This is a genomic window from Burkholderia sp. Ac-20365 (genome assembly GCF_017104715.1).
Lineage (GTDB): Bacteria > Pseudomonadota > Gammaproteobacteria > Burkholderiales > Burkholderiaceae > Paraburkholderia.
On sequence record NZ_JAAGPI010000013.1, the window covers coordinates 140,101 to 153,862 of the forward strand.

The following is a 13,762-nucleotide window of genomic DNA, read 5'->3' on the forward strand; positions in this document are numbered from 1 at the left end:
TGGCGATGCGCACTATCCGTGAATCCGGCAAGGCGCTCGCGACGAAAAGCCTGTCGGCGGGCGAATTGCTCGATGCGAGTCTCGCGGCCATCGATGCCGATCTTGCGCGCGGCGGCGCGACCTACACGCACATCGACCGGCTGGCGGCGCGCGAAGCGGCCGACGCCAGCGACGCATTTCGCGAGCGCGGCTATGTGCCTTCTGCGCTGGCGGGCGTGCCGGTTTCGGTGAAGGATCTGTTCGACATCAAAGGGCAGGTGACGACGGCCGGCTCGCGAATACTGCGCGATACCGCGCCCGCCGTGCGCGATGCGGCCGCCGTGGCGCGGTTGCGCGAAGCGGGCGCGGTGTTTGTCGGTCGCACCAATATGAGCGAGTTTGCGTTCTCCGGGCTTGGCGTGAATCCGCACTACGGAACGCCGCTCAATCCCGCTCACGCTGGGCGGCTCGCAGGCGGTTCGAGTTCGGGCGCGGCGGTGTCTGTCGCGCTCGGGCATGTGGCTGCGGCGCTCGGCACGGACACGGGCGGCTCGGTCCGCATTCCGGCGGCGTTCTGCGGACTGGTCGGATTCAAACCGACGGCGCGGCGTGTGCCGCTCGAAGGCATCGTGCCGCTGTCGTCATCGTTCGATTCGGTTGGGCCGATTGCGCGCAGCGTCGACTGTTGTGCGCTGATCGACAGCATCGTCTCCGGGCAAGCGCTGGACACGGCGCCGCGCCCGCTCGCGGGACTCCGTCTGGGCGTCACGTCCGACTATGTAGCCGATGATCTCGACGAAACCGTCAGCACTGCATTCAACCGTGCAATCGGGAGGTTGCGGCGCGCGGGTGCATCGGTCGAACGCTTTGCGTTTCCGGAACTGCATGAAGTAGCGGGACGCTATCCGCTCGCGGGCATTACGGCTGCGCAGGCGTGGGCGTGGCATCGTGAGCACGTTGCGGGCGACGCCGACGCGTATGACCCGCGCGTGCTGAAGCGTTTGCGCGCGGGAGAAGGGCGCAGCGCCGCTGACTATATCGATCTGCTGGCCGCACGCGAACGCTTCGTGCGCGACGCGCGCTCGCGGCTCGCGCGCTTCGACGCCTGGCTGATGCCGACCGTCGCGGTCGTACCGCCTGCCATCGCGCAGGTCGAACACGACGACGAAGCGTTCTTCGCAACGAACGCAAAAGTGCTGCGCAATCCCAGTGTCGTGAACTTCATGGACGGTTGCGCGCTGACGTTGCCTTGCCATCGCGAAGGCGAACTGCCAGTCGGACTATCGATCTGCGGACCGGCGCTTGCCGATGCATCGATTCTCGCAATCGGCCGCAGCGTCGAAGTGCTGCTGCGTCAAAGCATGGATGTCGCTGCCGCATAACGTTTGTTTATCGGCGGCAAAAAGAATTTCTCGTTGGACGCGCAATTACGGCGAACGAATACTGGATTTCAGGCGCGATTCAAACCATAGCGCTCATTTAACTTCATAACCGATGTGAGGCAGCCCGTGAATCAAAACTTTCGCTCTCTGGCCGGTGTCGTTGCGCTGACCGCCATGCAGGCATCGGCCTATGCCGCCGATGCCACTCCCGCTGTCGTGCTGATCGGTCACGCGGCGCCGCTCACGGGGCAACTCGCGAACATGGGTAAGGACAGCGAGAATGCTGCGCGCCTCGCTATCGACGAGATCAATAGCCAGCACCCTGTGATCGGCGGCAAACCGGTGCGTCTGCAGCTTGATTCGCAGGACGATGCCGCCGACCCGCGCACGGGTACGCAGGTCGCGCAGAAGCTCGTCGATGAAGGCGTCGTGGCCGTGGTCGGCGATATCAACTCGGGCGTATCGATTCCCGCGTCGCGCATTTATAGCGAAGCGCAAGTCGTGCAGATTTCGCAAGGCTCGACGAATCCGGCCTACACGCAGCAGGGCTACAAGACGACGTTCCGTGTGGTGGCGACGGATGCATTGCAGGGACCGGCGCTCGCGCGCTATGCGATCAATTCGTTGCACGCGAAACGAATTGCCGTGATCGACGATTCGACGGCATATGGTCAAGGCCTCGCCGAAGAATTCATGAAAGCGGCGAAGGCCAATGGCGGCACGATCATCGCGCGCGAAGCGACCAACGACAAGGCAACCGACTTCCGTGCGATTCTCACGAAGATCAAGGGCTTGCGGCCCGATGTGATCATGTACGGCGGCTCCGATGCAACGGCCGGGCCGCTTGCGAAGCAGGCGGCGAATCTCGGCATGACGGCGAGTGTGCTGGGCGGCGACGGCGCGTGCACGGAGAAGATGGTGAGCCTTGCAGGCGACGCGATCGGCAACGTGGTGTGTTCCGAAGCAGGGCTCGCGCTTTCGAAGATGCCGAAGGGACAGGAGTTCGATCGTCGCTATACGGCGCGCTACAAGGTGCCCATCGATGCCTACGCGCCGTTTGCCTACGATGCTGTCTACGTGATCTACGACGCGATGAAGCGCGCGAATTCGACGGAGCGCGCGAAGATTCTTGCCGCGATGCCTGTCACGCAGTATGACGGTGTGATCGGTAAAATCGCCTTCGATCCGCACGGCGATCTGAAGGATGCCGCGATCACGATCTATCAGTTCAAGGACAGGAAGAAGACCGTGATGGATGTGATTCGCATGTGATGTCGAGTCCGCGCGAGGCGCGGACCATGCAGATCGAGCCACCATGAGCCGGTAAAAAAGACCTCTCGCGCTTCCCGCCTCGCCTTCGATCCCCTAAACACCTGCAAACGTTAGCGCGCATAAAAGGGGGCGCTAACGTCGCATAAATGCTGAAATTTGGACGGCTTCAAGTATTACGGCGGATTACGTGTGATATCGTTCGGACCGTTTGCGGCTTTTCTTATAGTTTCTTAGATTGGCCGCTCAACCTGGCCGTATCGGCCATCGTCGAAAGTACGTCCGGTAGTCCGGCAAACGATATTCATGCAAGTTCAAAATGCCCGTCGCTGGGCGCCTCGGGGGGCGCGGCGATGGTTTGCAGCGGTTGCCGCGCTCTGTATCGCGGCAGGCGTGCGCCTGATGTTGCACCCGCTGCTCGGTCCTGTGATGCCGGGCACGGCGTTCGCCATTGCCGCGGTGCTGGTCGAATATTACTTTGGGCTTGCACCGGCGTTGACCGTGATGCTGGCCGGTCTTGGCATCGCCGACTACCTGTTCGTCCCGCCTTATGCGGCGCTTGGCGTCATCAATCGTTCAGACGTTTTGTTCGTGATCTCGTATCCGCTCGTTGCGCTCGTGGTCATTACGCTGGTCGAACGCTTGCGGCGCGCGCAGTTTCGCGCCGAGCTGATTACGTCGGTTGCGCAGTCGCGTTACGAAATGCTGTTGCGCCACGATAACGACCGCATGCTCGCGCGTCGTGCCGTCGATGAAACGCATCGGCTGCTGCATCATCTGTCCCAACACAGCAAATCCCTCGTGCTGATCCAGGCGCTCGAGCGCTCGCCCGCATGGAGCGACGGCGCTGACGCTGGCAGCGCGCGCGAGGCCGCTGCGAGCGCACCTGCCGTCGCGCTTCCGCCTGCCGAGATCGCACCCGGCTCCCGTTTCGATGACGTCGAGCCGGAAGATGTGCGTCGCCTTTCGAAGGCGCTGTGGCCGGGCTCGCACCGCCTGCGGCTGCGCACACGCGACGCGGCGGCCGGGCACACGTCCCCGGGCACTCAAGCGGCAACGTCCGACAGCGCAGCGCAACTCGTCGACTGCGTCTGCGAACGGTTCACGACGCACGCGGGCGATTTCCTCGTGTTGCGCATTGGCGAGCCACACCCATGAAAGCGTCAGTCCAGACGATCTTCAACGAAGGCGACAGCCATGCGGTCCTGATGCTGCACGGCCTGTCCAGTTCGCCGCTCGAATTGCGCTATCTCGCGCGCTTCCTGAGCGACGAGGGATTCACGACATGCGTGCCCGTGCTGAACGGTTACACAGCCGGCTCGCAGGAACAGGCGATGGAGCATTGGCTCGACGCGGCGACGCGCGAATACGATGCGCTTGCCGCGCGCTACGAGCGCGTGTCGATCTGCGGGCTGTCGATCGGCGCAGCGCTCGCGCTGGCACTCGTGCATCGCCGGCCGCAGGCGCAGGCCGTCGCGCTGTTGTCGCTGACGCTCGCCTACGATGGCTGGGCCATTCCGTGGTACCGCTTTCTGCTGAACTGGGCGTATTACTCGCCGCTGCGCTCGCGCTATCGCTATCGTGAATCGGAGCCATACGGACTGCGCAACGACGCGCTGCGGGCCAAGATTGCACGCGCGATGGAACGCGACGACTTCAGCGAAGTCGGGCCGTCGACCATCTCGCTGCCCGCCTTGCACGAAGCCAGCCGGCTTGCTGCGAACGTGCGCTCGCAGGTGCGCGCGATCCGCAACGACTGCCTGATCATCCACGCAATCGACGACGAAACGTCGAGCCCACGCAATCCGCGTTTCGTGGCTTCGTCGATTGGGTCGACGTTCTTGCGTACGATCTGGCTCGACGATTCGTATCACATGATCACATCCGATAACGAGCGCGAAATCGTCGCGCGCGAAACGGCGCTGTTTCTGCGCGAAAGCGAAATCACCAGCCGCACGGGCGATGCGGGCGGTAAGCCTGTGGTGTCGAAGGCGCTCGCACGCCGGCTGCGGCAACTGGCTGCGATGGGTAAAGGACGCGCGTAATGACCAAAGCTGTTTCGTTCGCCGGGGCAAAGCAGGCCGCTACGGTTGCCGCGGCGTTTTCACTGATGATTCACGCGGCCGGCGCCATGGCCGAAGACGCGCCCGCCGCGCAGGACAGCACCGCGACAGCGCAGCCGGCGAGCAAATGGAAGATCGGCGTCGGACCGGGCCTCATCATCACGCCGCAGTATCCGGGTTCGCACGAACTGCGCTACATCCCGTACCCCGCGCTCGACGTCTCTTATGACGACCGCGTGTTCTCGCAAGGCCCCGACGTGCTGGGCCTGAACGTGATACGCAGCGAGAACTACCACGTCGGCGCGGCGCTCAGCTTCGACTTCCAGTCGCGAGACGAGAAAGACGATCCGCATCTGCATGGGCTCGGCAATGTCGACGGCAGCCCGAAGCTCAAGGTATTTGCCGATTACACGCTGTGGGCATTCACGGGATCGGTCGCGCTGTATCAGGATCTCGCCGGGCATGGACAGGGCAAGTACATTACGACTGACCTGTACGCGTCGCTTCCTGCGGGCGGATGGCTGTTCTCAGTTGGCCCAGGCTTTACCTGGGCCGATGCACTTTATACGCGCACATTCTTCGGCGTATCGACGAAGCAGAGCGCTGCTTCCGGATTGCCCGCGTATAACACCGGTTCGGGCATTCGCGATGTGCATCTGAACGGCTATGTCAGCTACGATATTTCGAAGCACTGGGCGGCATCGGTTGCGGTGACGCTGGGGCGTTTACAGCACTATGCAGCGGGAAGTCCGATTACCGAGCGTCGAAGCGAACTCAATACGCTTGCGTCCGTGAACTACCGCTTCTGACCCGACCCGATGTCGAACCTGAACAGCAGCGAATCCCGATCCGGATAAGCGTACGTGACGGGCAGTTCGCTTGCCGCGATCTGCCGGAATCCCTGGCGTCGATAGAACTCATGTGAGCGCGTCGACACCGACGGCGTATCGAGCAGGATCGTCTCGATGCCCTTGAGTCTTGCATGCGCGATGAGCGCGTCGTAAAGCCGCGACGCGCATCCTTTTCCCGCGCCTCGCCACGCGGCGGATACAAAGAACTTCTTCAGCACGGCAACTTTTGCCGTCACGATCTGCAATGCAATCGTGCCGACCACATGCTCGTCGGAATCGAGCGCGACCCAGAATCCGCCGCCGTTCGCGATGAACTTCCCGTGGATGTCGAGAAGCTCGGGCTGATCTTCAATCGATATACCGACTTGGCTTTCGACATTCTGGATATGCAGGATCAGGCCGACCGCTTCGTCGGTGTGCGAATTCTGAAAGAGGGTGATGCGGGGAAAGGTCGTGCCGGTGTTCATACAGATGCGCTCTCGGGCAATGTGCGAGGCATTACCTTAAGCGTGGCGCAAGAAGCGATCTAGAACGTTTTTGCGCTGCTGCGCCGCGCTACTGCGCCCGGCGTTATGCCGAACATGGCCTTGAAATGCCGCCCCAGATGGCTCTGATCAGCGAAACCGGTTGCTGCGGCGACATCGGACAGCGTCAGGCCGTCCAGCAACAGATGCTTGGCGGTCTTCAGACGCACCACCAACTGATAGCGATGCGGACTCAGCCCGAACGCGGCAGTAAAGCGGCGACACAACTCTGACGTTGAGAGCGACGCCTCGCGCGCCAGTTCATCGAGCGATACATTGCGGCTGGAAAAAGCTTGCAAATACGCACGCGCGTCGTGCAGACGTTTATCAGCGAGCGCATTGGAAGACGGTGCAGACGCATTGTGCCCGCTCATCGCGCCCAACAACGCTTCACACAGTTGGGACCATGCATCCGGCAACGCCGGTGATGCTTGCATCGACAGCGCGGCGAATTGCACGAATGGAGCAATCGCGTCATGCATCGGCACAGGCCGCGAAAACGCGTGCGGCGAAACGCGATGGATATCGCACTGCAAGCGCCATTCGTCATCGGGCACATACAGCATCACGTATTCGCAACCGCGCTCGCCGATCGACATGCCCGCATGCGCGACGTGCGGCGGGATTGCGTACACCTCGCCGGCACTGACGATGTTGGGTTGCCGCGCACTCGTCATCGAATTTTTTGCACCGCGTATCACCGCGCCGATCGCCCACGTATCGTGCGCGTGCGCAGCAAACCGATGGCGCTCGAAGCGTGCATGCAGCACTTCGATGCCCGTGCCGTCGACATAGCCATACTGCGCGTGGTCGTGCGTTCCGGAGTGCGTGTCGTGTTTCAAGGAGGCTTCGGAATTGAATGTGTACTGGCGCTACGCATGCCACTGGCACGCTTTCGCCCTGAGCGTTTCGATCGCGAGATCGAGAAATGCGCGCACTTTCTGGTTCGCATGCTTGCCTTCCCGATGCACGACATGCACGGGCAAGGTCGGAAGCTCGTAATCGGCCAGCACGACTCGTAACGTATCGTCCGCTATTTCGCGCGCGACCTGATACGACAACAGACGCACGATGCCCAGTCCCGCCAGTGCAGCCGTAATTGCCGAGTCGTTCGTGGTCGTCACAAGGCGCGGCTGGATCGGTATGGTCAGCGGCTTTTCGTCGACGCGAAAGCGCCATTCGGGCGCGGACGTGAGGCCCGTTGCCTGAATGGTGACGTGAGACGCGAGATCGTCGGGATGTTGCGGCACGCCATGCCTGTCCAGATACGCGGGCGACGCGCACAACACGCGCCGTACTTTGCCGACAGCGATGGCCTGCAACGAAGAACTCGGCAACTCGCCGATACGGATCGCGACATCCGCGCCTTCATCGACGAGATTCACGACACGGTCCAGAAACCAGCAATTGAGCGTGACGGCGGGATAGCACGTCAGGTAATCGTGAGCGATCGGCGTCACATACATCTTGCCGAACATCACAGGTGCCGTGACAGTCAACTGGCCGCGCGGCGTGGTGTTGGCGCCCGCCGCAGAAAGCTCGGCCGTTTCGACCTCGGCGAGAATGCGGCGGCAATCCTCGAAGAACGTCGCACCCGCATCGGTCATTCGCACGACGCGCGTCGTGCGGGTCAACAGCCGCACGCCGAGATGCTCTTCGAGTTCGTTCATCACCCGGCTGATGACGGACGGCGAGACGTTGAGCTTGCGCGCCGCCGACGCGAAGCCCTCCGTCTCGACAACCGTCACGAAGGTGTTCATTGCCTGGAGCCGGTCCATGTCTGAGGAGACGAGCAGGAAGGTGATAGAAGCGCCTGTCGACGGGCTATACGCTGTGCGTCGGCAGGCAAGGTAGCGCCAAGGATATCAGCGTTTCGAAATGCGCCGCTTGCCATACGCCTTCAAAGATCGAGCAGAAGACGGTCGCCGCCGCCCGTTTCCGCGTTTGCGGGCACGGCGCAACAGATCAGTGCTTCGTCGTCGGGCACCGTGAATTCCGGTGTGACGGTGTAGGCCACGGCGCCCTGCACGATACGCGTGCGACACGTGCCGCAACTGCCGCCACGACAACCGAATTCAGGATTCAGCCCGCGCGCTTCCGCGAGTTCCAGCAGCGAGCCGCTGTCCGGATTCCAGCGCGCTTCCTTGCCCGACTTCACGAACGCGACGGGCACGGGTTGATCGGCTGCGACGCGCACCGGGCCCGAGGCGGCCGCGCTGTCCTTTCTGCGTTGCAGCCCGGATGGACCGAATGCCTCGGCATGGATGCGATTGTCGGCGACGTTGAGATCGCGCAAACCGTCGTACATCGACTGCATGAATGCGCCGGGACCGCACAGGTAGAAGTCGTAGTCGTTGAAGGGTAGCGTGTCGCACAGCAGCGCGACGTCGATACGGCCTTCCACGTCGAAGTCTTTGCCTTCGCGCGCGCCGTCGGTATCGCTCAGGGCGCGAATCACGTTCACCGCGCCGTTCGCAGACATCGCGAGCCGTTCGATTTCGCGGCTGAACGCGCGTTCCTTCAGCGAGCGCGCCGAATGGAAGAACCATGTCGGGCGTACGCGCCGCTTGCGCAGCCCTTCGTAGACGACATGCCGCAGCATCGCGAGCATCGGCGTCACGCCGACGCCTGCCGCGAGCAGCACGGCGGGGCGGCGCTCGGCGGCATCGATCGTGAACTGGCCGGCGGGTGCGCGCGCTTCGATGACACTGCCGATATGCAGCGTGTGGTGAAGATATGACGATACGAGCCCATCGCGCTTCACGCTGATGCGGTACAGAGCATCGGCGGGCGCCGTCGACAGCGTGTAGGTTCTGATCACCGGCTTCTCGTGACCGGGCAGCGCGACGCGAATCGGCAGATGCTGACCGGCGACATGCGGAATGAGGCCCGCGCCGTCGGTCGGTTCGAGGTGGAAGGAGCGGATCGTCGAGCTTTCATCGACGACATTCGTCACCTTGAACGGGCGCCATGCATTCGCCAGTTCGGCGGCCTTCAGGCGGCTTGTCACTTCGTCCCAGCTGCCTGTCATCAGCGAATTCGGCGACCAGCCGTTGGCCTGGAACTTCCACCGCAGCGGCAACGCGCCTTCGCGATAGATCACGCGTCGCGGCGTGAAATGCCACAGCCGTTCGGCGCCCTGAAACGCGGCGATTTCAGGCGAATCGAGATCGACGGTGGCTTCGCCCGCCAGTTGCAGCACGTCGCCCGTTTCGAAGTCGGCGAACATCAGTCCCGCGCGCGGGTTGATGAGGAAATTGCCGAGCGTCGCAAAGAACAGATTCCCGGCGAAATCGGGAATGGTCAGCCGGCCGTCATCGCCGATCCGCACGAAGCCCGCCTTGCCGCCGCGATGCGACACGTCGACCTGGCGTTGCTCGCCGTCACCCACATACGACGCCACGAAAAACGTGTCCGCCGCTTCGATCATCTTGCGGGCACGCCCGGTCAGAGTGGCGGATTCGGCGGGTGCGACGTCGGAGAAGACGCCCGGTTCGCGGATGAACTCGAAATCGCGCGCCTGAATGTACTGCGGGCAATTGCCGAAGCTCTGCACCACTTCGATATCGAAGCCTTGCGCCGTCTTGCCGTGCACCTTGCCGTTCATGCGATTGCGGCGGCGCGTATGCAGCTCGATCCCGAGCAGGCCGATGGCCGCGCCGTCATAGAGTCCCGGGGATGCGGGGTCCTGCGGATCGGCGGCGAGTTGCATGTGCAGGATTTTTTCGGTCGGCGACTGCATGAAACCCGGCTGACCGGTGACAAAGGTTGCCCACACGTCGCCGTCGTCGGCAACCGTGCCGACCGCGATGAACGGCAGTTGCCGGTAGAACGTGCGATGCTGGTCCGGCAAGTAGTCGCGCACCACGCGGCGGCCGAGCTCGTTCATCTTCGCCACCACGCCGACTTTCTCCTGCAGCGCGATTTCGCCTGCGTGCCAGGGCGATCCCTTGTCCGTCGATGCCGTGCTCATGATTGCCTCCGGGAGTAGCAGTGGGGAAGCCGCGCGTTGGGCTTCCCGAGGGCGTGTGCTCAGCTATTGGCAGTGAGGCCAACGGGCGTCTTCTGGAACTCGACGAAGCCGGGCAGCGCCTCGATGCGGCGCAACCATCCCTGCACGTTCGGGTAGAACGACAGGTCGACGTTGCCTTCCGGCGCGCGCGCAATGTAGCTGTACAGCGCGACGTCGGCGATCGTCGGATGCGGCTGGGCGATGAATTCGCGACCGGCCAGTTCTTCGTCGATCAGCGTGAGGATGCGGTGGGCGCGGGCGATCAGCTCTTCGGCGTTGTATTTTGCGCCGAACACGGTAATGAGTCGCGCGGCGGCCGGGCCGAAGGCGATCTCGCCGGCGGCGACGGACAGCCAGCGCTGCACGGCGGCTTCGAGCGCGGGCGTTTGCGGCAGCCAGTCGGTCTTGCCCGATTTGCGGGCGAGGTAGACGAGAATCGCGTTGGAATCGGCGATCGTGGTGTCGCCGTCGACGAGAACGGGCACCTGGCCGAAACGGTTGAGCTTCAGGAATTCGGCGGATTTGTGCTCGGCGGCGGCGAGATCGACCTGGATCAGCTCGTGCCCGATGCCGAGCAGCGACAGGAACAGGCGGGCGCGGTGCGAGTGGCCGGACAGCGGATGGTAGTAGAGCTTCATGGCGAGTTTCCTTGGGTCAGAGGTGACTGGGATATCCAGATCACTTGAGACCGAAGTCTAGGGACGCCAGGCCCTCAACAGAATCCGTCGCCAGGTCAATTCATACTTCTCGAAACGAGAACGGTGCTGCGGCCCGCGAGAACAGTGGCGCGGGCCGCGTCAGGCGGCTGGCTGAAGGTCCTCGCGGCGCAGGAACCCTGTCCGGATGACGCCACAAAACGGCGACTGTCGCGGTCGTCAGGCGCCGAGCTTGAAGAATCCCACCGTCGCGTTCAGATCCTTGCCCTGTGTGCTGAGCGATTCGGATGCGGCAGCCATCTCTTCGACGAGCGCCGCGTTCTGCTGCGTCGACTGATCCATCAGCGAGACAGCCTGATTGACCTCGCCGATCGCCCGGCTTTGCTCGCGAGCGGAATCGGCGATCTCACTGGTGATGGTCGCGAGATTGGAAACAGCGTCCGTCAGTTCCGCGATCGTCTTGCCCGCCAGATTGACCTGCTCGGCGCCCGCTTCGACATTGCCGACGGAAGCTTCCAGCAGCGCCTTGATCTCTTTCGCCGCGCTGGTCGAACGTTGCGCGAGGTTGCGCACTTCCGCGGCGACGACGGCAAAGCCGCGCCCGCTCTCGCCCGCCCGCGCGGATTCGACGGCGGCATTTAGCGCGAGGATGTTGGTCTGAAACGCAATGCCTTCGATCATCCCGACAATGCCGACGATGCGCCCCGATTGTTCGACGGCCGTATTCATCGTCTTCGCCGCGCCCGCCACGGCTTCGTTGCCGCGACGCGCGACTTCGACGGCATTCTCAGCGACGGCGTTGGCGCTCTTCGCCTGATCGGCGGTGCCGCGCACGGTGCCCGCCAGTTCTTCCATGCTCGCGGCCGTTTGCTGGATCGACGCGGCCTGTTGTTCCGTTCTCGACGACAGGTCGAGATTGCCCGCGGACACTTCACTTGCGGCAAGTTCGAGATGCCGGCTATTCGTCATCACTTTCAGCAGCACGCCATGCAGCTTTTCGACGAAGGCGTTGAACTGTTTCGCGAGATGACCGACTTCGTCGTGGCTGAGTTGAGGCAGACGGCGCGTCATGTCGCCATCGCCGGATGCGATTTCGTGCATCGAGTTGGCGAGGTTGCGGATGGGATCGGTCATCCGGCGTCCCAGTGCAACCATGATCAGCACGGCAACGACGAGCACCAGCAGGCCCATGCCGATCAGCGTCCACGTGAGCCGGTTCGCGGCCGACATCATTTCCGCTTCGGGCACGAGCGCGTAGTACTTCCAGCCATTTTTCGGCGACGTGTAGACGAACGACCGGTAGTCGACGCCGTCCATCTGAACGCCGGCAAGTCCGTCGCCTGCATTGGACAGTTGTTCGTATCCGCCGCCAAGGCCTTTGAGTTCCTTGAATTCGTGTTTCTTGTCGCGCGGATCGATCAGGATTTTTCCGCTGCTGTCGGTGACGAGCAGATAGCCCGTTTTGCCGAACTGGATGCCGCTCGTGAGCCTCGCGAAATCGTCAAGTGAGATGTCGCCTTCGAGCACGCCGAGAATCTCGTCCTTGCTGTCTTTGACGACGCGCGCGAACGGAATGATCGCGCCGCCCGAGCCGGCCGCGCTCAGATACGGCGCAGGACGCACGACGCGATCGGGCGCCGTCATCCCCAGTTGATACCACGGCCGCACACGCGGATCGTAGTGCTCGCCATTCAGGCTTTCGATCGGCCATTGCACATAACCGCCCCAGCGCGTCCCGATGTCGAGATAGCGCATGTTGGGATGCGTGTCGCCGAATTGCTTGAGCAGCGCGAAGATCGTCTTTTCGATTTCGCCGTTCTTGTCCGGCGTCATCTGGCCGCCGTGATTCAGATAGTCGGTAATGCTCTGGTCGGCGGATTTGAGTTGCGCTGTTTGCGTCAGATAGTTGAGGTTCTGTTCGACTTCCCTGAAGCTCACGTCGAGCGATTCGTCGGCCTGGACGATACGCGCGTGACTGGACTGCTCGAACTCGTCGACAGCCTGATGACGCACGTTCAATGCACCAACTGTCGTGAGAAGAATGACGATGACTGCGAGCGCGGCACCCGATGCCGCGCTGAACTTGAATGCGATCGAATCAGTAAGCTTCAAAATGACCTCATGCCCCATGACGAACGACTACCCGATACCGTCTGACGGTGCGCAGAAAATGAAGCGATGCGCATCGTCGATTACGTTGGTTGTCGGCCGATATCGGGTCGGCTTGAGCAGATCAGATGAAGATTCGATTAATTTTTATGTTGCTTTTTTTGCACTGTTTTTCGATGTCGTTTTAGTGCGAAAAAGTGTCGCGATTGTTATGACGATAACGCGGCAAACAGGTTATCGATGCCGCATTTCGTACTTCACGCGTGCGCGTTTGTCTGCTGCAGGAATGGCGTGATATTGCGCATCGCCCGCGCAACGTACTCTTCCTTTTCACCGACAGGCGCAACGTAGTGCATCGCGCTCGCGGCTGCATCGACACCTTCAAGGCGCGCAATCACCCACGCGGCAAGATACTGCGACGCGAGACAGCCGCCCGCCGTCGCTACATTGCCTCGCGCGACGAACGGCTGGTTGAGTACTGCCACGCCCGCTTCCTCGACCCACGGCTTCGTAGTGAGATCCGTGCAGGCGGGCACGCCATCAAGTAGCCCGAGCTTCGCCAGCACGAGCGTGCCGGAGCACTGCGCGGCGAGCAGCTGGCGAGTCGGATCGAATTGCATCTGCTCCATCAGCGTCTGATCGGCGACGACGTTACGTGTCAGTGCACCGCTGCCGACGATCACTGCATCCGCAGTATTTGCTTCACGCAACGCAATTTGCCCTTCGACTGTCACGCCATTCATCGATTTGACGCGCGCATGCGGCGTCGCGAGCGACACGCGCCAGCCCGGCTTCCTGATGCGATTGAGAATGCCGAGCGCGATGATCGAATCGAGTTCGTTGAAGCCTTCGAACGTGAGAATGGCGATGTGCATGATGTCGCGCGTGTCGATGAATGAGGTAAAGACATGCTATGC

Annotated in this window: 12 protein-coding genes; 5 read left to right on the plus strand and 7 right to left on the minus strand. The window is 62.3% G+C overall.

Annotated features, from left to right (window positions below):
- Window positions 1-5 precede the first annotated feature (5 nt).
- The 5 genes from G3O01_RS23155 to G3O01_RS23175 all read left to right on the plus strand — a co-directional run bounded on the left by G3O01_RS23155 (window position 6) and on the right by G3O01_RS23175 (window position 5,502).
- The gene (locus G3O01_RS23155; protein ID WP_205808006.1) at window positions 6-1,361 is read left to right on the plus strand and encodes an amidase; all 1,356 of its coding nucleotides are present in this window, start codon (window positions 6-8) and stop codon (window positions 1,359-1,361) included.
- 174 nt (window positions 1,362-1,535) lie between these two features.
- Entirely contained in the window at window positions 1,536-2,633 is a 1,098-nt protein-coding gene (locus G3O01_RS23160; RefSeq protein WP_241024212.1) for a branched-chain amino acid ABC transporter substrate-binding protein, read from the plus strand.
- A 303-nt stretch (window positions 2,634-2,936) separates the two neighbouring features.
- The gene (locus G3O01_RS23165; RefSeq protein ID WP_205808008.1) at window positions 2,937-3,788 is read left to right on the plus strand and encodes a DUF4118 domain-containing protein; all 852 of its coding nucleotides are present in this window, start codon (window positions 2,937-2,939) and stop codon (window positions 3,786-3,788) included.
- The gene (locus G3O01_RS23170) at window positions 3,785-4,675 is read left to right on the plus strand and encodes an alpha/beta fold hydrolase (RefSeq protein ID WP_205808011.1); all 891 of its coding nucleotides are present in this window, start codon (window positions 3,785-3,787) and stop codon (window positions 4,673-4,675) included. Before G3O01_RS23165 ends, G3O01_RS23170 begins: the two co-directional genes overlap by 4 nt.
- Window positions 4,675-5,502: a MipA/OmpV family protein gene (locus tag G3O01_RS23175; RefSeq protein ID WP_205808014.1), complete on the plus strand. Its 828-nt coding sequence runs from the start codon at window positions 4,675-4,677 to the stop codon at window positions 5,500-5,502. Before G3O01_RS23170 ends, G3O01_RS23175 begins: the two co-directional genes overlap by 1 nt.
- Here the strand turns inward: G3O01_RS23175 and G3O01_RS23180 are convergent.
- From G3O01_RS23180 to G3O01_RS23210, 7 genes are all read right to left on the minus strand, one after another.
- The gene (locus G3O01_RS23180) at window positions 5,490-6,011 is read right to left on the minus strand and encodes a GNAT family N-acetyltransferase (protein ID WP_205808017.1); all 522 of its coding nucleotides are present in this window, start codon (window positions 6,009-6,011) and stop codon (window positions 5,490-5,492) included. The genes G3O01_RS23175 and G3O01_RS23180 overlap by 13 nt on opposite strands.
- Window positions 6,012-6,070: 59 nt before the next feature.
- Window positions 6,071-6,910, minus strand: coding sequence for an AraC family transcriptional regulator (locus tag G3O01_RS23185; RefSeq protein ID WP_205808020.1), 840 nt, complete (start codon window positions 6,908-6,910; stop codon window positions 6,071-6,073).
- Between the two features lie 30 nt (window positions 6,911-6,940).
- Window positions 6,941-7,846, minus strand: coding sequence for a LysR family transcriptional regulator (locus G3O01_RS23190; protein WP_205808023.1), 906 nt, complete (start codon window positions 7,844-7,846; stop codon window positions 6,941-6,943).
- Between the two features lie 122 nt (window positions 7,847-7,968).
- On the minus strand, window positions 7,969-10,041 hold the full coding sequence (locus tag G3O01_RS23195; RefSeq protein ID WP_205808025.1) for a pyridoxamine 5'-phosphate oxidase family protein: 2,073 nt from the start codon (window positions 10,039-10,041) through the stop codon (window positions 7,969-7,971).
- A gap of 59 nt (window positions 10,042-10,100) precedes the next feature.
- The gene (locus tag G3O01_RS23200; protein WP_205808028.1) at window positions 10,101-10,718 is read right to left on the minus strand and encodes a glutathione S-transferase; all 618 of its coding nucleotides are present in this window, start codon (window positions 10,716-10,718) and stop codon (window positions 10,101-10,103) included.
- A gap of 237 nt (window positions 10,719-10,955) precedes the next feature.
- Window positions 10,956-12,848, minus strand: coding sequence for a methyl-accepting chemotaxis protein (locus G3O01_RS23205; protein ID WP_205808031.1), 1,893 nt, complete (start codon window positions 12,846-12,848; stop codon window positions 10,956-10,958).
- 254 nt (window positions 12,849-13,102) lie between these two features.
- On the minus strand, window positions 13,103-13,720 hold the full coding sequence (locus tag G3O01_RS23210) for a DJ-1/PfpI family protein (RefSeq protein WP_205808034.1): 618 nt from the start codon (window positions 13,718-13,720) through the stop codon (window positions 13,103-13,105).
- Between the last annotated feature and the right edge of the window lie 42 nt (window positions 13,721-13,762).